The sequence below is a fragment of the Elusimicrobiaceae bacterium genome (assembly GCA_028700325.1).
GTDB lineage: Bacteria > Elusimicrobiota > Elusimicrobia > Elusimicrobiales > Elusimicrobiaceae > JAQVSV01.
On sequence record JAQVSV010000021.1, the window covers coordinates 1 to 19,117 of the forward strand.

Sequence of the window (19,117 nt, forward strand, 5' to 3'; positions counted from 1 at the left end):
TAATATTTATTGATAACCGTTTCGGAAATCGTTCCGGCATTTTTGTCCGCCATGCGTTCCTCCGGTGCAGATAGGCTATTGCTATTATATAAAAAGCCCGGCCATAACAAAATCCGGCGGGCGGGTGATTCCGCCCGCCGGAAACAGGAAGCGCCGGCTCCTACTCCGTTACCGTCAGGTTGACACTCGCGGAATTGGCCGCGAATTCCGGCGCATACATTGACTGCAGTGCCGCCGGGCCTATATGGTACACGCCCGGCGTGGTGGGGCGCAGCCGGTAAGCCAGCACATATTCGCCGTGCGGCAGCCAGCTGGCGAAGAAGTTCATGCGGCTGTCGCGCGGTTCCGTGTAGCGCGCGAGCCTGTCCCATTCCCAGCCGCTTTTGAGCGTTTCAAACTCGAAACCCGCGCCTTTGGGGTCGGCCAGATGGACAAACTCGAACTGGTGCCGTGCGTTTATGGTCAGGTGCACTTCCAGCTCGTCGCCCACTTTCACCGTAGCGCCGTCGTCCAGCGGGGAGAGCGTGTAATCCCGGCCTGTTTTCCTGCGCAGAAAATACTGCCGGTCCACCGCCAGCATCCCGTTTTTTGAAGCTTTTACCGGCTGCCGTGTGGTATACACCATGCTGAGCGTCGCGAACGCCATGCCCTTGCCTGTTTTTTCGATAACGGCTTTCGAGTTGGCGCGCTTTATGGCCGGTCCGGCCAGCTCCCACCGGAGCGGTTTCTGAAGGAAGTCGGAAGCCGCCACCGTCGCCTCCGCTTTTACCGCGCCCCAGTTTAGCCTGTAGTTCGTGGAACCGGAGAGCATGCCCGTCTTCTTCATATACTCAAGCAGCGAATAAACCGCGGCCGCGGCGGCCTTGGTGGATTTCCATTCGGCGGTTTTGCGGTCGGGCATCATCCACAGCGCCATGCCCTTTATCAACTTGCTGCCGGGCCGCAGGTTAAGCAGCGTGCGCAGCAGGAAAGCGTGGGTTTCCAGAGTGTCGCTGTACCAGAACCAGGAGATTTTCTCGGGAGTCCAGCAAACGCTGCCTTCCGCGCCGGTTTTCGCGCCGTCAACCGCGCGGTCGAGATATTCGTCGGACTTCTTTTTGTCGCCAAGCCGCAGGTATATCCAGGCGGCGTGCGCCTCGCCGAGCTGGGTGAGCGCGTCGGAGTGCCGGTCCACATATTCCATCCATGTTTTGGCGTAGCGTCTGGCGGTTTGCGTTTCACTCCAGCCGGCAGGATACGAAGTGAGGGTATACGCTCCGTAAAGCACGAATGCCAGCGACGAAGTGTCAGGATCCATATGCTTTGGAATTTCGTTCACCGCATAGCGCATCGCGTTTCGCAGGATGTCCTGCGGGATCTCGACACCGTAAATGCCCGCCGTGGCAAACGCGTCGAGCACATAGAGCGTCATGTACAGGTTGCTTTCGCCGCCGGGAAACCATGGAAACGACCCGTCCGGCTTCTGGCAGGTTCTCAGTTTTTCCACGGAAGCGGCGTATTCCCGGCTGACCAGCTCCGGTTTTAGCAGGTCAATAAGCGGAAAGAGACTCTCCCCGCCTTTGGAACGCTGGAACCAAGGCGTTTCCTCCAGCCCCATCTGGCGCAGCGGATTGTCCCGCTCCCATTCGGGGCTGATGGTTTTGCGTTTCGGAATCCTGGCGACCGATTCCCTCAGGCCCGGTATCTGTCTGTACAGCCGGTCTGTCACCGCAAGCGGCACCGCCCTGTTCACCACCTGTTCCGTGCATTCATAAGGATACAGCACCAGCTGCGGCAAGGAATTCATGACAGCCGACGCAAGCTGCGGATCCACCTGCACGAACGCGTTTTCCATAAACGCGTCCTGCGGCAGATCCTCTATGGCGAGCGTTTCCGAATCGCGGTCAAGCAGTTTCACCACCGATCTTAACACCCGGTCGTAGCCCGGCAGAACCGGCAGCTCCTGCTGTTCCGAGTCGCTTACCGCGCCCGCCCGGAAACCGCCCGTGATTTTAAGCGAGGCAATTCCCTGCGCGACCCGGACCGGCCATATGAATGTTTTGCTTTCGCCCGGCGGCACCGTGCCGGCCGTTTCCGGCGGGGTTTCGGTATACGCCGCGGTAACGTTTTTCATGTTCTCGGTTATCTTTATGGCGGCTTCGCCCGATACCGGTTCCGCGGTGGTGTTGGTGACGGTCAGCCGTATTTCGCTCCGGTCGCCCTCGCGCCAGAACCGCGGCGTGAGCACCCGCGCCATAACCGGTTTGGCGGTAACCGCCTCGGCGCTTGCCGCGCCGGTCTTGATATCCCTGGTAATGACGGTCGCGCTCAGTTTCCACGAAGTCAGCCGCTGCGGCAGGGTAAAGGAAAAGCCGCCTTTCCCCTGACGGATTCCCACAAACGGATTGAAGTACGCGGTTTCGGCGAAATTCGTGCGCGGCGCGATTTCCGGCTGCGCGGCGGAAGGCGAGGCTTCCTGCGCGGCCATGCCCGGCGCCTTGTCTTTCTTCAGCTCCGTCATCGCGGACGGAGCACCGGAAGCGCGGCCCATTACCGCGCCTTCTTCAAGCATGGCGCCACCGACCGCGTCTTCCATGACGTTGCGGCCCATCATTGATGATTTCGATAAAAACATGCCTTTGCTTCTGCCGTGACGCGAGCCGGCGATTTGTATGTAAGGCGGAACCGGTTCCGCCAGCCGCCGCCGGAACGCCTGCATCATCAGTTCGATCCAGCCTTTTCTGACCGGCAGTTCCGTGTTGTAAGGCGCGAAGATGGAAACGGAGTTGCCGCCCGAATACTCCCGCTTCGGATACAACCCGCCGATCCAGGAAGGCGCCGCGGCTTCATAATATTCCAGCGACCGGTCATACACGCGCACGCTGGCCTGCGCGTTTACCGGCCTGTTGCGCCAGTCGGCTACCGAAACGGCCCAGTTCGCCTTCCCGCCCGGCTCGTTGGTTTTGGTGTATTGGAATTTCACGTTCAGGTTTTTGTCGCGCCACGGCACCGTGACATTCGTGCGGCCGCTGAGAAATTTGAAGTCTTTGGCGGCGAACCAGCGCACGGTGATTCCGCCTTTATGCTCGAACCCCGTCTTGACGCGGTAAATCCTGATCCCGCCGCGCTCCAGCATTTCCCGTTTCAGCAGGTACCGGCCGGCCCACACCTCGACAAACAGCGGCGCGGTCCGCGCGGCCGACGCGCCCAGCAGGATCTCGGCGGTTTCGCCTTCGTAAACGGTGTTTCTGCGGGCAAGCGTGACCGGCGGAAGGTTAAGCGACGCGCTGTCAGTTCTGTCGGCGCACAGTATGATCGCCGACTGCTCGCTCACGCCGCCCCACGGGTCCGGCGCGGAAAGCGTCATGCGGTACACGCCCGGACCGGGCGGCTTGAAAAATATGTCGGCCGGTTTGCTTTCCGAAAACTCGACCGGCCCGCCGGAAACCCGCGGACCGTCTGGAATACTGGCGAACAGCCCGTCCATTGTCTGCGGAGCGGGAAAATTGCCCCACATGGGAGCCGCGGCGCCGGTTTCGGGCCGTTTGTCCAGCCGGAAAAATTTCACGGTTCCCTTGCCGCTGACGGCTATGGCGTTGAGGTTCTGCAAGGATACTTTGATATGCCCGCCGTCGGCGTAAATGAACCCTTCGTCGCGCGCTATGTCAAACGTGTAGGCGTGGCTGCCCGCCGTAATGCCGGCGGCGGCCGTGATCGTGCGTCCGCCGGCGTCGCGGGCGCTGGCTTTCACCACGAAAACGGACGGAAATCCCATGCCCGTCCGTTCCGGCTGCGGAGTGAAGCTGATCGAGAATTTGCCGTCCGGTCCGGCCACGGCGCTGCCGGACGCCACTTCTTCGCCGTTTCTGTCAAACCCGCCGAACCGCCAATGCCACCAGGGTATGAACACCTGCCGGGTTACGGTGTAATTCACCGGCGCGTTCTGCACTCCGCCGCCGAAATAATAAACCGCCGCGCCGTTTACCGTGACGGGGCTGCCGTAGCGCACGGCTTCTTTCGGCGTGTCGAGTTTGACCTCGAATTCCGGCCGCTTGTATTCTTCCACCGAAAACAGGTAATCGTTTCGCGTATCCTGCCGGTAATCATCCAGCGACGCGCTTATATGGTACTGGCCCAGCAGCGCATCGGCGGGTATTTCAAACGAGCCCGACACTCCGCCCATGCTGCCGGGCTGGAGCCGGAATGTTTTTATATCGCGCCAGTTGGCGTCGCGCACCTGCACGGAAATCCTGTTTTTCCCGGCGTAAGTGCGAAACCCCTGCGGAATGCGCTCGAGCGCGGTAACTTTAAACGTCACCTGCTGGCCCGGCCGGTAAATCGGACGGTCGGTTTCGGTATGCAGGCTGAGTGTCGGCTCGGGTGAAAAACCGAACGACATCTGATATTGCCAGAACGCTATGTTTCCCTCGTGCTGCGCGTAGGGATAAACAGTGGCGTATATGCTGTGGCGCGGCATTACGGCAACAGGCTGGCTGACAGCGGCCATGCCGGTTTTATCGGCGGTCAGTTTTAAAACGGTTTTGCCGAGCGCGGTGATTTGCGCGCCCTGCGCAGGCCGGCCGGTGAGCCCGTTCAGCGCGTAAAAATGCACTATGTCCGGCTGGAGGGTTCTGGGCGCGGACAGTTTGTCCGGCTCGACAACGTAATCGGACGGGTTTCCTTTAATGCCTTCCGCCCCGATCAGCACCAGCTCGGTCACGTTAACAAGCGCGCCGGAAACAAGGTCGTGCCCGTCTTCAAAAGCGTCGTCGCTGGCGGCCGCCGCGACATAAAGCCCTTTTTCCAGCGCGGGCGGGGTTACGTCGGCGGTTATCGGGGCGTACCTGGCCGGATACTTCAGTTTATCCGCCCAGGCCCTGAAAGGCTTGCGCCCCAGAAACCGGCGCAGCATGTCCGCCGTCAGCTCGAATTTGTAGAACCGGTCGCCGCCGCGGTTCCTGCCGGCTTTGTATAAACTTTCCAGCTCGGCGCGGCTGGTTTTATAGATACGGAAATGCACAAGCTCCACGTTGCGGGCATCCACCTTCAGCGCTTTCGCGCCGGGCGGCGGCGTGACGAACGAATGCAGTGTCAGGCTCGGCATTTCTATCGAGGCGCGCAGCTGCGCGCATTTTACCGCCTGATTGGTTTCGCCGTAACTTTTTTCAAGTTTTTTGCAGGTTTCGACAGCGGTTTCCAGCTCCGGCAGCCCATGCGACATTACGGCCGACCTGTACAGCGCCTCCGCGCGCGCCAGAGGCCCGGCATTGTCGTTCGCGGCCCAGTCATCAAGGGTTTTTATTGCCGCGCGCGCCAGGCCGGACCCGGCTTTTGAAAGTACGCTGTCGCCATGCTCGAACGGAATCATCAGGCGTTTTATTTTCCACATAAACGCGGCGTCGCGACAGGTTTTGCCGGCCGTGTCGCCGGCGTCTTCATAAAGCGCGGCGGCCATGGCGGCGCGCGGCAGGCCGGCGGATTTGAAACGGCCGGAAAAATCGTCTTTCACAAAATCCCCGGCGTCCGGCAGTTTGTCATCCGGGGCGTCGTTGCGCGACAGTATCCAGTCGCCCCAGCGCAGCGCGGCGAAATCCCAGAGGGTGGGGGTTTCACGCAGGTCAGTCTTGTCGGAAACGATAAAATAACTCTCCTGCGCGAGCGGTTTTTTGGCGAGCGCTTTTTTAAGGGACCACAGGCCGGCATAAGCCGCGCTGATGTCCGCTTCCCACTGTGTGCGGGTGCGCCGTGTCACGTCAGTCGCGCCTGCTTCGATATCGGCGGGCAGGTTATAGCCGTACTGGTTGAGGTATTCCCGCATGACCTCCGCTTTCAGCAGGAGCAGCCGGCCCTGCCATGCGGGATCGCCCGTTTTGGGCAGACTGGCCGCCGCGGCGACCGCCTCGGCGTACTGGAACGCCAGCGCGCGGCACTCGACCGAGCGGTACAGCGCCCTGAGTCTGTCGTCGCCGTCGGTGTTTTTTGCCGCGGCTTCATAGTTTTCAAGCGCCTGGGCGTAGCGGCCTTTGCCGAACAAATTATCCGCCTGCTCCAGACTGCGCGCGCCGCCGGCGGCCGCAGCCGCGCCCGGCGCCAGCAAAAAACATAAGATCGCCAATTTTTTCATAAGCTCCCCTTGAAACGGCCCGAACAGCGCATGGCCTGCGCATTTGGCCCGGCAGTTGAAGCATTATCGCGCTGACCCCGCAATCCCGCCACACAGCGAAAGTATACCTAATGCCCGTACCGTAAGCAAATGCCCGCGCAAATACGGCGGTCCGGCCGGCAAATGTGCTAGAATAAGCCGAAGTCGTTTCCGGCACGGTTCCGCATAATAGAAGCAAGACAGCAGCTTCGCCCTCATCGAGGGGCCCGGGCCGTCCGTCATTTGCACGGCGGAAAAGGAATATTATGACCACCATGACGCAACCGCCCTCACAACCGCCGCCCAACGCCGGTTATTCCCTCCGGTTCCTTATCATAACCGCGCTTTTTGTGACCACGCTGATTACCTCCAATGTGGCGGCGGTCAAACTGGTGGTGCTGTTCGGGCTTACGGTGTCGGGCGGGGAGCTGGTGTTTCCGGTCAGCTATATTTTCGGCGACGTGCTGACCGAGGTCTACGGATATTCCCGCGCCCGGCTGGTTATCTGGACCGGGTTCGCCTGCAACCTGTTTTTCGTGTTTTTCGTCTGGGCGGCGGGCCGGCTGCCGGCGGCGGATTTCTGGCATAATCAGGCCGCATACGATATTATTCTGGGCGTCGCGCCACGCATGCTGTGCGCCAGCCTGCTGGCGTTCCTGTGCGGGGAATTTACGAATTCCTATATAATGGCGAAACTCAAAATCCGCACGAGCGGCCGCCATCTGTGGCTGCGCACCATCAGTTCCACCGTGGCAGGCCAGGCGCTGGACACGGTGATTTTTGTGACGATCGCGTTTTTTGGCGTGATTCCCGGCCGGGCGCTGCTGGTTACCCTGCTGCATCAGTGGTTTTTCAAGTGCATGTTCGAGGCGCTGCTGACTCCGCTTACCTACAAGGCGGTCGGGTTTCTCAAAAACAGAGAAGGGGTTGACGTGTATGACCGGCATACCGTGTTCAACCCCTTCTATATGTTCACGCCGGATAAGTAAAACTTACAGCTCGCCTATGTCTTCGTTCCACAGCTGCGGCTTTTCCGCGATGAACCGGCGCATCAGGGCCTTGCATTCCTCAAGATCGAGGTTTTCCACTTCCACTCCGTGCCGGGCCAGGAACTCCGGCGCGCCGGCAAAAGTTTCGTTCTCGCCTATCACGACTTTTTTGATGCCGAACTGAACCACCGCGCCCGAACAGAGATAACAGGGGCTGAGCGTGGAATACAGCGTGGTGCCCCGGTACGAGCCTATGCGGCCGGCGTTTTGCAGGCAGTCAATTTCGGCGTGCAGGATGGGCGCGTCCTTCTGCACGCGCTGGTTGTGTCCGCGTCCGATGATTATGCCGTCCTTGACCAGCACCGCCCCGATCGGTATGCCGCCTTCCTCAAGACTCTTGCGCGCCTGCGCGATGGCTTCTTCCATGAACCCGTCCATAATCAGCCTCCTGAAATCCTGTTTACAAACTTCCGTTCAATTATTCTACAATTTATATTATGTGAAATTATTTTTTAAGCCGTTTCAAGGCCAGTTATGCTTGCACGCTATACCATAGAAGAAAACAGCATAAAACAGATAGATTCCGAAACCGCGCCCATTCAGGTTTACGTCAATCCCGACGATGCGGAAAAACAGCGGCTAATTTCAAATTACAAACTGGACGAGCATACCCTCAACTCCGCGCTGGACCCGGAAGAGCTGTCGCGTATGGAATTCGAGCCGGACCATCTGGCGGTAATCCTTAACCGCCCGAAAAATTATTCCGGCCACGACAAGCTGCTTTTCAAAGTCGCTTCAATGGGGCTGTTCCTGTTCAAGAACCGGCTGATAGTAGTCATTTCCGAGGATATCCCGCTTTTCACCGGCAAAAAATTCCGGCGCGTGGCCGAAGTAAACGACGTGTTTCTCAAGCTGATCTACAACTCGATCTACCACTATGTAGAGCATCTGAAAATAATCAACATGATTACCGACGAGATCGAGAAGAAGCTCAGCGAATCCATGGAAAACAAATATCTGCTTAATCTTTTCACGCTGGAGAAATCGCTGGTGTACTATTACAACGCCATCAACTCCAACGGGTTTGTGTTCAGCAAGATGCGCAACAGCTCGGAAAAAATCGGGTTCAGCATCGAGGAAACCGAAATGCTGGACGATATAATCATCGAAAACGGGCAATGCCTCAAACAGGCGGAAATCTACTCCAACATTCTGGCCAGCATGATGGACGCGCGGTCAAGCCTCGTCAGCAACAACCTCAACCAGCTGATGAAGACGCTCAACCTGATCACGATCGGCATCATGGTTCCGACTCTGGTGGTGAGCGCGTTTTCGATGAACGTCACGATCCCGTTCCAGAAACATCATCACGCGTTCTGGATCATTATGGGGTTTGCCGTTATTTCAGTGCTGGTGACCTACCGCTACTGGAGATATAAAAAATGGTGACCCCGTCTGCTCCGGCCGGTTTGCCGTCGGCGTTCGTGCCGGTGCGGCACGATGCGCGGTCGGGCGCAGGCCGGGTTTTGAGCCTGCCGCGCAGCCGCGCTTAACGCCGCGGATGCGGCGTCCGGGCATTATGGCCCGCGGCGGAGCGGCGTTAGCGGGCAGCATCTGCCGTTCGGATATAAAAAACACTCGGCTCGCAAAATACGCGGAGAAATGCCTGCCGCGTAGGTCTTTTTTCCCTTAAAATAAGGGGCCTTTAGCACCTATTCGCAAAAATAACAGAATGTTAGACTAGTATCACAATTCGCTGAAGTCCCCCCAGGATGTGACCTCCACCCCCCCCGGTAGGTTGCATCTAACAAAAGGCCCCCGTTACAGGGGGCCTTTTTGTCAGCACGCAAGCGGAAATATCGGAGCTAGCCGCCTATCATGGCAAGCAGGCCGGTCGCGGCCAGTACAGCCACAAGTATGCCCATGATGGATTCGCCGGCGATAATGCCGGCCGACACCGGCACCACATAGGGGCCCAGTTCCTTTTCCCATTTCTTTTCAATGACAAGCGCGAACCCCGCGCCGATAAACATTGACAGCGAATTGTAAAACGGAATGACCAGCGCCAGCCCCACTCCCATCGCGGACGGAATGAACTTGCGCCATTTCGGAAGCGCCATTTCAAGCAGCGGCAGGAAAATTCCGATCAGGCCGCCGACAATCAGGCCGCCGCGCGCGGTGTAATGCAGCGAGGAGATCCCGTTCGAAAGCAGCCTCGCCACCGCCGCCCACACCTGCGCGGAGGGCGCAGGCCATTTGTCCGAGCCCAGCACCGTCGCGTCGGGCACCAGCAGATAGAAAGCCGGCACCACCACCAGCGTGCCGGCGAAAATGCCAGCCAGCTGGGCCAGAAACTGTTTGCGCGGGTTTGCGCCCAGCAGGTATCCGCTCTTGAGATCCGTCAGCAGATCGGCGGACGCGCCCGCCGCGCCCGCCGTCACGCTTGCGGTCATCAGGTTCGTAACCATGTTCGTGGGAGCCAGAACGCCGAATCCGAGCTGGGTGATTTTGCCCATCGCGCCTACCGGCGTTATGTCGGATTCTCCGGTCGCGCGGCATGCCACGATAGAAAGAAAAAACGTCATCACCACCGCCACCAGGCCCATAAGCAGTGTGGTGTCGAACGCGAAATACAGCACCAGAATGCAGCCCAGCCCCGACAACGCGGTTCCGGCAACAAACCAGCTTCCGGGCACTTCGATGTGCGCCATGGGATCCTCGCCGTTTTTCTTGCCCGTGAAAATAGCCGTTATGCCGCTGAACGCGCGCAGAATTGTGCGCCACTGAAACGCAAACGCCAGCAGCGCCGACGTAACCATCATTGACGCGCCCGCCCAGGTGCTCCACTTGACTATATTGCGGTAGCCCAGCGCCGGATCAATGCCGCCAAGTTCCACGATTTTCGGAGCCAGCCAGGCGTAATTGATTGTCGCGCCCAATAACAGCGACCACGCCACTTTCCACCCCATAATCGCGCCCGCCGCGATCATGATCGCGCTCATATCGAACGAAATGGTGTATTTCGACAGCTCGATCCCCTTAATATAGCCGGGAAACGAGAGCGAAGCGGGAATGCTCATGAACCGCGGGACAGCCGCATCCCTCAGCCACGCCACCACCGCGCCGAACAGGCCGCCCAGCCCTAGCAGCCGGGCCTTTAGAACCGCGTCGCCGCCTTTGGCGTGCAGGCTTCTGAGGGTTTCCGCCGCGGCGATCCCGCTGGGAAACTTCAGCTGCTCGATATTGATCATCTGGCGTTTCATCGGCACCGCCATGAATACGCCGAGCGCGGCCAGAAAAATCGTCCACAAGGTCAGCGTGCCCCAGTGCATGTGCTGCCCGGTAACCAGCAGAAACGCCGAGATGGCCGATACCATCGTGCCGCCCGTGGAATAACCCGCCGACGATGCCGTTGACTGCATGCAATTGTTTTCCAGTATGCTCATTTCCGTGGGGAACATTTTGGGGAAGAGAGTCATCAGCGTTTTGTAAATGGCGAACGAGAGGATGCACGCCGTAATGGCGACGCCCAGCCCCCAGCCGGTTTTAAGCCCGACGTATAAATTTGACAGCGACATGAACCCGCCCAGCACCGCGCCCATGACCACCGCGCGCACGGTCAGCTGGGGCATCGTGTCGCCCCGGTACACTTCCTTATACCACTTAAGCTCTGTTTCTTCCGGCGACAGTTTCGTTTCCTGTTCCGGCACTGCGGCAGCTGCGGTTTCGTTTGACATTTTATCCTCTTAAAGCTGTTCCGAAATTCCCGCAATGCCACTTCAGGCAAAGCTTGCCGTGCATTCCTTGAGCGTGTTCGGTTTGCGGAGTTGCCGGCCCGTGAGGCTGACCGCCTCCGATTCGTGCCCCGGGCTTCGCTGCTGTAGTGGATGCCGCGGCGGGAAGCGGCCGCATTCCGGGAAATTTCAGAAAAGCTCCTGATTTAATACACATGTTTGATTTTATTGTAGCAAAACGGGCGCGGCATTTACCGCAATCGTAAACAGGCTGAGGAACGCGACATGTCACGAATAAAATACTTCCGGCCTTATTGGCCGGCACGCTTCCGTTCGGTTGCCCGTCCGGTTTTTGCTCAATGCGTTCGCCGCATGTGCGGGAAACAGTTTTTTGCAAGCCGGGCGTGTGAACGGGCCGGAGATTTTCCGGCATGGCGAAGCGGGAAGCGGCGCGGCGCTGGCGCGTGGGGAGCGCGTTGCCGGAAACGGCAATCCCCCTCCGCAAGATGCAGGGGAGGGGGATTGTCAAAGACGGAAGCATGCGTTTTGCGCGGAAACTGTGTACGGCGGTTAATTCGGGTTCCAGTAGCCCGGCATATTGGTGCGGAAATGCTCCTCCGCGTTATGTTCCACGCCGGGCGCGTAAAAAATAGCGCCTTCCCGTTTTTCGATCATCCTGCGCATTTTCTTCATGTTGTTCGACAGATGGCCCGGATTGAACGACAGGTATCCGTCAAGCGGAATATAAAGCCGCGGCGTGCCTTTCCCGGTCACCACAAAAGGAATCCAGCGTTTGTTGGCCCGGTTCCAGCGGATTGACCTGTCAAGCTCGTCATAGCCGCGCCGCGTGCCTACGCTCCACGAGTGGATCGGGCCGGTGCCGCACAGGATATAATCCATGCCGGAGAAAATGTTTCCGTAATGCCAGTAACGCACGAGCACCGTGTCTTTCAGCTGGCTGGCCGACAGCAGATTGCAGTAATTGCTGTAATTTTTAGGATCGTTGCGTCCGGGATTGTCAAAAAAAGCGAATTTCGTCCCGGCTTTGAGTTTTATCCGGAACATTATATCGCCGTACCCGAACGTGGCGAGCGGATTGATGGTGGTGAAAATTGCGCGCCCGAACGCTTCTTCCCATAACTGTTTTGTGACTTTGGCCCGCTCCGCCAGGCTGCACGCTTCCCCGGGATTGCTCGCGCACGACATGAACGAGTTCAGCTTCAGTTCCGGGCCCCAGGTGTAAAGGGTGTCCGGCTGGCAGTCCGGGTCCAGCGCTTTCAATTCAACCGAATCGCCCAGCGGCAGGTTATGCGTGGCGGAAGAAACACACTGCTCCCACGCGCCGAACCCTGCAGTGCCATGCGCCTTGAACAGTTTGGCGTTCGCAGGGCCGAAAGCCGCGAAGAAGATTACCGAAACTGACAGGATGATTTTTGTTTTTCGTGTCATATGGCGCCCCTTCACATGGCTGTATTGTTCTCCGGGCCGGCTGTGCCGCGCCCGCCGGACCGCGTTAATTCGCGTTCCAGTAGGATTTCATGCCGGTCGAAAAATGAGCGTCGGCGCTTTTGGTCACTCCGGGCGAGAAAAACACGCCGCCTTCGCCTTTTTCAATCATTTTTTTCATCAGCGCAAAATTCTTGTTCAAATGCCTGGGACTGAAGCTGTTGCTGTCGAGATTCCTGTTGAACAGAATGGAACGGTCGCTCTTTTCCGCCACATAAGGGATCCAGTGCCGGTGGCTCCTGGTCCAGTTGTACGCTCTCGACAGCTCCTCATAGCCCTGCCGGGTGCCTACGCTCCACGAATGGATCGGGCCGGTGCCGCATATGATGTAATCCAGCCCGTACAGAGTGCCGATATGCCAGTTCCGCACGATAACGGTGTCGGCCGTCTGATCGGGCGATAGCGTATTGCACAGGTGACTGGAGTCCGGCGGGTCAATCAAAAAAGCGAAGCGGGTGTCGGGCTTGAGCTTGATCCTGAACATTATGTCGCCGTAGCCGAATGTCGTGATCGGGCTGACTGTGGCAAAAATCGCGCGGGGAAACGAAGCCTTCCATATCTGGGAAGCCACTTTCGACCGTTTTGCCAGATCACACGCTTCGCCCGGATTGCTGGCGCACGAGAGAAAAGAAATGAGCTTGAGATCGGGGCCCCATGAGTACAGCGTGTCGGGCCGGCAGTTCGGATCAAGCTTCCCCAGCTGGCGCGAATTGCCCAGCGGCAGGTACATTGTGGCGGAAGACACGCAGTTCTGCCACGCGCCGTACCCGGTTTCGGCGGATGTTGCCTCAGTGGCGGGAGCCTGCTGCGCCTTATCCTTTTTCCACGGCAGCTGGAACGCATAGCCCGGATTACCCGCGCCCGGCAGGAAAACGGCAAGCAGAAGCAATATTTTAATATATGTTCGCATAAAAAATCCGCCCGAACGGTCCGGCAGGATCCGCCTCTGATATAATTTATGTTGTTTGGCGGAACCGGTCAAGGGACAATGGGCCTATATCGGGCCTGCCGCAAGGACCCAGTGCGGCGTTCGTTTTCACGATAATCTGCCGGCCGGACAGCATAACGGCAAAAGCAGGCGGTGTTTTGTCTCGTGCATTTCGGACAAACGGTTCTTTTCCGCGCGGCGGTTTTTGCACCGGTTTATCCACGCCGGCCTGCGCGCCGGCGGTTTAGCGCAGGATGTTGTTTGTGCGCTCTATTTCACGCGGATGCTCCGGCCCGTAATATTTCAGCAGCAGCATGGTGATGTCGTCCGCCTGGTCGCCGTTGGAAAACGCGATCAGCCTGCCCAGCACTCCGTGCACGATTTCCTTGATCGGGCGGGCGGAAACGCCCTGCAGATCCGCCAGCAGGCGGGCTTCGCCGTAAAGCTCGTTGCCGGGGCCGGTGGCTTCGGTGACACCGTCGGTATACAGAAACAGCATGTCGCCGGGGTTTAATTTCAGCGTCGCTTTGCGGAAGGTCATCCCTTTCATTACTCCGACCACCATGCCTTCCAGCGGTTCGAGGTAGGAGGCGGTTCCGTCCGCGCGGATTACCAGCGGCGTGTTGTGGCCGCCGTTGGAATAAATGATGTCGCCGGTTCTGATATTGAGCGTGCCGATAAACGTGGTGACGAACATCGCTTTTTCGTTGCCCTCGCTCAGATCGTCGTTCACTTCCGCGAGCACCTGCTCAGGACTGACGTTTTTCGTCGCGGTGACTTTAAGCAGTGTTTTGGTTACCGCCATGAAAAGCGCGGCGGGCACGCCCTTGCCGGTCACGTCGCCGATAACGAAGAAAACGTGGTCCTCATCCAGCATCTGGAAATCGTAGAGGTCGCCGCCCACTTCTTTGGCCGACTGGATGAGCGCGTAGATGTCGAAATGGTGATTGTCCGGGAACGGCGGGAACAGTTTGGGCAGAAAACTCAGCTGGATGTCGCGCGCGATGTTGAGTTCGCTTTCGAAACGCTGTTTGGCAGCCGTGGTTTCGGTCAGCCGGCGGATATGCTCTTTCAGCTCGTTCTGCATGTAGCGCAGGGTGCCGGCCAGCCGGCCGATTTCGTCTTCGGTTTCAGGAGCCGGAACAGGCGCGTCGAAATCGCCCGACCCGATCAGTTCCGCCGCCGCCGACATCGCCGCCAGCGGCCTGGTGATGGACCTCGAAATGCACAGGATCACGAATACCAGAACCAGCAGCCCGAGCGCGGAAAGGAACATGGTTTCCCGGTTGAGGCGCGAGATATCCGCCATCAGCTCCCCGCGCGGAAAAAACAGCGCGATTGACCAGCCGTTCGCCGGGATGGGCGCATAATAAACCCAGCAGCTGCCGTGCGTGGCGGTGTTTATAAGGGAAAAACCGGTTTCGCCCGCGATCATTCTCCGGCCCAGTTCGCGCAGCGGCGCGTTGCCCGCGGCTTCGGCAAGACTGAAAACGCTTTCATTCATTATCAGCTGCGTGTTCGGGTGTGTTACGAAGGTGCCGGATTTCGAAACCAGCACCGCATACCCGGTTTTGAGGATTTTGATGCCCGACACTATCCGCGTCAGCCGCTCAAGCGACACATCCGCCGTGACCACTCCGTCCACCCGCGCTTTCAGTACCGGGTTCCTGAACGGGAAAGAATAGGTGGCCATCAGAATATTGCCGCCGCCCTCGTCGTAATAAGGCTCCGACCAGACGGGTTTTTCCAGCTCGACCGGAATCTGGTACCAGTCCTGCAAAAAGTACTCGTAATCGCTTCCGTCAAGCCAGCTGTTGCGGAATTTGCCGCCGTCCCGGTAACAGTAGGGCGCGAAGAATTTCCGGCCCGGCAGGTAATTATACGGTTCAAACGCGGCAGCGCTGCCGAAAATTTCGGGCGTGTTTGCTACGGTATCGCGCAGCATGCGCAGGATCCTGTCCTGCGCGGGAACGCCCTCCGACATAAAACCCGCCAGACTGCCGACCGACGTCATCACCGGGCGCAGCACTCCCTCGATGCGGAATACCGCGCTCTGCACGATCAGTTCCGCCTGGGTGCGCGTGTTGCGCTCGATTATCTTGCGCGCCGTCGCGTAGTTAAAGCCGAAAATGACAAGAAAAACCGCCACCGTGGCGGACGAGAAAATAAGCATCAGTTTTACGGCCAGCGACTTGTTTTTTATCATTTGCAGTTTTTATAGAAACTTTTGTAGTCCGGGAATGTCTTGATGATGCCCGCCCGCTTGAGCTCCTGCGCCGTGAATGTGTAATCTTTCTCGTCCAGCAGGCCCGCGTTGTCCGGCCTGCCGTCCGGCAGAAGAGCTGTTTTAAACGCGTTAAGCATCCAGGTCTGGTGCGCTTCGTTGGCGGGCAGCCGGGCTTTGTGCATGTATTCGATGGTCTCGGCGACCGCTTCGCGCGGGTGTTCGAACGCGTACAGCCAGCCTTCCACCGAGGCTTTGGCGAAACTGCAGGCCGCCTCCGGATTTTTTTCGTATGAAGTCCGCGTCATATAAAGCCCGTCTTCCGGAAAATTGATGCCGTAGTCGGCGGGGGCGAAGCTGACCAGCTCGCCGGCGTTGAAGCCGGAATTGAGAATGGTATGGTATTCGTTATAGGTCATGGCGCAGGCGGCCGTGACCGCGCCGGTAAGGAAAAGGTTGACGCTGTGCGACTGGGTGATGATCTTCGGCCGGATTTTTTCGTGCGCGAAAAAAGCCTTGGGCTGGGTATCGAAGTCCGGCCAGATGCTCACTTTTTTCCCGTTCAGATCGGCAGGCGTTTTGACGCCAGAGCTTTTTTTTGCGACCAGCAAAAGCGCGGATTTGCGCACGATCTGCCCCACATTCACTAACTGAAACCCGGAGTCGCGCATTTTCAGCGCGCTCGACAGCCACAGCAGGGTGATGTCGCAGCCGCCCGTCCGCAGCGTTTTCTCCGCCGGAGCCTGAGGCCCTCCGGCAAGGATTTCCACGTCGAGCCCGCGTTTTTTGTAAAAACCCTGTTTCGCCGCCATGTAATATCCGGCGAACTGCGCCTGCGGGCTCCATAACGGCATGAACCTGAGTTTTGCCGGGCCCGCTGAAGAACCGCGCTCCGCGCGCGCGCCGGATAACGCCGCCGGAACGGGCACAAGAAGCATGCCGGCCAGCAGCGCCGCCGTGAGAAGCGGATTAATTTTTTTCTGTTTCATCGGCGCCGGACCGAGGCCGGAACGTAAGGCGCAGGATATTGCGGGCGCCTTCGCGGCGGTATTGCGTCTCATCGGCCATTTCGCGGATAAGCAGCCCGCCCAGCCCGCCGATGGCGCGATCTTCAAGCGGAATGCCGGTGTCAGGCAGCTCGGCGGCGGTTATGTCAAACGGCGCGCCGCTGTCGGCAAGCTCTATGACCAGCGCGCGCTCGCCCGTGAGATCGCAGGTCAACTCGGCATCCCGGGGATCGCTAGGATAGGCGTATTTGCAGATGTTGGTGTAGGCTTCCTCGACAGCCAGCGTGATCTGCATGATGCGGGCTTCGTCCATGCCGGCCTTGACGGCGCCGTCAGTCACGAAAATACGGAATTCCTCCAGATTGGCCAGCGTGGCGGGAAGCCGCAGGCTGAAGCGTTTGCCGGTGTTGTCGGGCATACGGGTCAGCCAAGATGCGTCAGGGCTTCCTGCTCGGTGTCGAAAATCTTGAAGATCGAGCGGAAACCGGAAATCTTGAACACTTCCAGCACATGGCCCTGCAGGCCCGCGAAAACCAGCTGGCCCTGATTTTCGCGCATCCGCTTGGCAATAGCCAGTATCGCGCGCAGGCCCGCGCTGGAGATATATTCCAGTCCGGTCAGTATGATCACCAGCTTGCGGTCTCCTCCAATGATGGATTCCGTCATTTTGGATTCGAAATCCGGCGCGGTTACCGCGTCCATCCTGCCGGTGACGGTCACTATGGACGTCGCGCCGGTTTTTTTAATGGCGATATTCATTGCTTCCTCGCTGTGTGTGGCCCTGTCCGGCGGCCGGACTGGCGTCCGGTTCCGGCCTGTCCGCGGCGCGTCAGCGCGCGGCGTCAGGCGGGCAAACTAAAATCCAATTGCAAACTTTATCATATAATTTTAACATAGTACTGTTCCATTAAAAAATTCCAGACCGGCGGGGCGGCCCGCGCGGCAAGGGAGCGGATATGCCGGACCAGACTGCTGATGCGAACCTGCTGGCCAGAGTGACGATAAAAGCCGAGCGGAATTTCCTGCCGCTGGTAACCGGTTTCGTGCGCGGGCTCGCGCTGGAAAAAGGGCTCGCCGCCGATCAGGCCGACGGGCTGGAAAACGTTACAGAGGAAGCCTGCCTCAATGTGATTGACCACGCGTTCTCGGCCGGAACGGACGCGTATTTCAGCGTATCGGTCGAACGGCCTCCGGGCCAGCTGGTGGTGGCGATCGAGGATTACGGCCTGCCGCTCGACTGGAAAAAACTGCGCAGCGGGCAGGGTATGGGGCTTGGCATGCTGCTGATGAAAGCGTTCACCGACGAGGTGCGTTTCGTCAATCTGGAAAACAACGGCAAGCGGCTGGAGCTGGTGAAAAACATTTCGTCCGCGCCGCTCGCGCCGGCTCTGTCGGAAGAATGTTTTTATAATGTGCCGGCCGCCCTGCCGGACGCCGCCGGAGCCGGGCCGGCCGCCGCTTCGGCGGTGACCGAAATCCGGCTGCTTGCTTCCGACGAGGGCGTGAAGCTCGCGCGGCTGTTTTACAAGAACCGCGAATATAATTATGAAGACGACGTGTTCTTCCCGGAAAAAATTTCCGAGCTGGTGGACAGCGGCCTGATGACTTCGGCGGTTGCGGTTCTGGCGGACGGCGAATTCGCCGCACACATGGCGATAATGAAAAAGAGGAAGGATTCGTTTGTCGGAGAAACCGGCCTGAGCGCCCTTGATCCGGTCTGCCGCTCGGCCGGGCTGCTGGAACCGCTTAAGCGCAAACTGATCGAGCAGGCCCGGCGGGACGAAATGTACGGCCTGTACAGCGAAACGGGGCTGGCGGACGTCGCGTCGCGCCGCATCAACATGACGCTCGGCGCGAAGGAAACGGGAGTGCTGCTCGGCTGTCTTGCCGGCGAGGACGGCGGCGCGCGGCATGCCGCGCTGCTGACCTATATACGGATCGGCGAGGAACCGCACCGGATAATACGCCCGCCCTTTCATCACCGGACGATGATATCGAAAATTTATGCCAATCTCGGGTTCAGCCGGCAGGCGGACTCGTTCGCGCCGCCCGCCGCGGTGCTGCGGCCCGGCGACACTTCCCGGCTGGAAACCCGCATTGTGCCGGAAACGGGGCTGGGGTATATAACGGTGCTGCATTACGGCCCGGATTTTCAGGATGCCGTGATCACCCAGCAGATGGAACTGCTGCGGCACAGGCTGGGCTGTATTTATCTGGATCTGCCGCTCGCCAATCCGGCCACGCCGGAATTGTGCGGAGCCGCGGAACTGCTTGGGTTTTTCTTCGCCGGCGTGATACCGGAAACCTCATCCGGCGATATGCTGCGCCTGCAGTATCTGGCGCGCCCGGACTGCGGCTATCCGCAGATGGAGGCGGTTACCGAGTTCGGCGCGGAACTTTATGATTATGTGCTGGGCATGGCGCCCGTGAAATAATACGGTTGCCGGGATTCCGCCCGGCGGATCGGCTCGCCCGACGCCGCCAGGCCGCGCGCGATGGACGCGCCTATGTTGCCGGCGCCCAGAACGGCGATTTTTTTCTGTTCCGCCTGCCCGAAAATGATTTTTTTCATTTGAACCCCTCCGAATTACAGAAACCAGCCGGATGA

General features: G+C 58.8%; 13 protein-coding genes. 3 read left to right on the forward strand and 10 right to left on the reverse strand.

Annotated features, from left to right (window positions below; translation table 11 throughout):
* Positions 1–160: 160 nt before the first annotated feature.
* Positions 161–6,103 carry an MG2 domain-containing protein gene (locus PHW69_04350; protein ID MDD4004418.1) on the reverse strand — a complete coding sequence of 1,981 codons (5,943 nt, stop codon included), beginning with the start codon at positions 6,101–6,103 and terminating at the stop codon, positions 161–163.
* Positions 6,104–6,396: 293 nt separating this feature from the next.
* Between PHW69_04350 and PHW69_04355 the strand changes: the two genes are divergently transcribed.
* Complete coding sequence (locus tag PHW69_04355; protein ID MDD4004419.1) at positions 6,397–7,110, forward strand: queuosine precursor transporter; 714 nt, start codon at positions 6,397–6,399, stop codon at positions 7,108–7,110.
* A 3-nt stretch (positions 7,111–7,113) separates the two neighbouring features.
* Here PHW69_04355 and PHW69_04360 read toward each other — a convergent pair whose 3' ends face one another.
* Complete coding sequence (locus PHW69_04360) at positions 7,114–7,548, reverse strand: nucleoside deaminase (GenBank protein MDD4004420.1); 435 nt, start codon at positions 7,546–7,548, stop codon at positions 7,114–7,116.
* Positions 7,549–7,644: 96 nt separating this feature from the next.
* On the opposite strand from PHW69_04360, the gene PHW69_04365 reads away from it, so the two are divergent.
* Entirely contained in the window at positions 7,645–8,559 is a 915-nt protein-coding gene (locus tag PHW69_04365) for a magnesium transporter CorA family protein (GenBank protein ID MDD4004421.1), read from the forward strand.
* Between the two features lie 416 nt (positions 8,560–8,975).
* Here the strand turns inward: PHW69_04365 and PHW69_04370 are convergent, their stop codons facing one another.
* The 7 genes from PHW69_04370 to PHW69_04400 all read right to left on the reverse strand — a co-directional run bounded on the left by PHW69_04370 (position 8,976) and on the right by PHW69_04400 (position 17,268).
* Entirely contained in the window at positions 8,976–10,847 is a 1,872-nt protein-coding gene (locus PHW69_04370; GenBank protein ID MDD4004422.1) for an OPT/YSL family transporter, read from the reverse strand.
* Between the two features lie 567 nt (positions 10,848–11,414).
* Positions 11,415–12,293, reverse strand: a complete 879-nt coding sequence (locus PHW69_04375) for a hypothetical protein (GenBank protein ID MDD4004423.1) — start codon at positions 12,291–12,293, stop codon at positions 11,415–11,417.
* A 64-nt stretch (positions 12,294–12,357) separates the two neighbouring features.
* On the reverse strand, positions 12,358–13,260 hold the full coding sequence (locus PHW69_04380) for a hypothetical protein (GenBank protein MDD4004424.1): 903 nt from the start codon (positions 13,258–13,260) through the stop codon (positions 12,358–12,360).
* Between the two features lie 262 nt (positions 13,261–13,522).
* Positions 13,523–15,484, reverse strand: a complete 1,962-nt coding sequence (locus tag PHW69_04385) for a SpoIIE family protein phosphatase (protein ID MDD4004425.1) — start codon at positions 15,482–15,484, stop codon at positions 13,523–13,525.
* Positions 15,481–16,491 carry an ABC transporter substrate-binding protein gene (locus tag PHW69_04390; protein ID MDD4004426.1) on the reverse strand — a complete coding sequence of 337 codons (1,011 nt, stop codon included), beginning with the start codon at positions 16,489–16,491 and terminating at the stop codon, positions 15,481–15,483. Before PHW69_04390 ends, PHW69_04385 begins: the two co-directional genes overlap by 4 nt.
* Positions 16,472–16,927, reverse strand: a complete 456-nt coding sequence (locus PHW69_04395; protein MDD4004427.1) for an ATP-binding protein — start codon at positions 16,925–16,927, stop codon at positions 16,472–16,474. Before PHW69_04395 ends, PHW69_04390 begins: the two co-directional genes overlap by 20 nt.
* A 5-nt stretch (positions 16,928–16,932) precedes the next feature.
* Positions 16,933–17,268, reverse strand: a complete 336-nt coding sequence (locus PHW69_04400; protein MDD4004428.1) for an STAS domain-containing protein — start codon at positions 17,266–17,268, stop codon at positions 16,933–16,935.
* A gap of 197 nt (positions 17,269–17,465) precedes the next feature.
* Between PHW69_04400 and PHW69_04405 the strand changes: the two genes are divergently transcribed.
* The gene (locus PHW69_04405) at positions 17,466–18,944 is read left to right on the forward strand and encodes an ATP-binding protein (protein MDD4004429.1); all 1,479 of its coding nucleotides are present in this window, start codon (positions 17,466–17,468) and stop codon (positions 18,942–18,944) included.
* Here PHW69_04405 and PHW69_04410 read toward each other — a convergent pair.
* On the reverse strand, positions 18,914–19,081 hold the full coding sequence (locus tag PHW69_04410) for an NAD(P)-binding domain-containing protein (GenBank protein ID MDD4004430.1): 168 nt from the start codon (positions 19,079–19,081) through the stop codon (positions 18,914–18,916). The two genes, PHW69_04405 and PHW69_04410, sit on opposite strands and share 31 nt — an antisense overlap.
* Between the last annotated feature and the right edge of the window lie 36 nt (positions 19,082–19,117).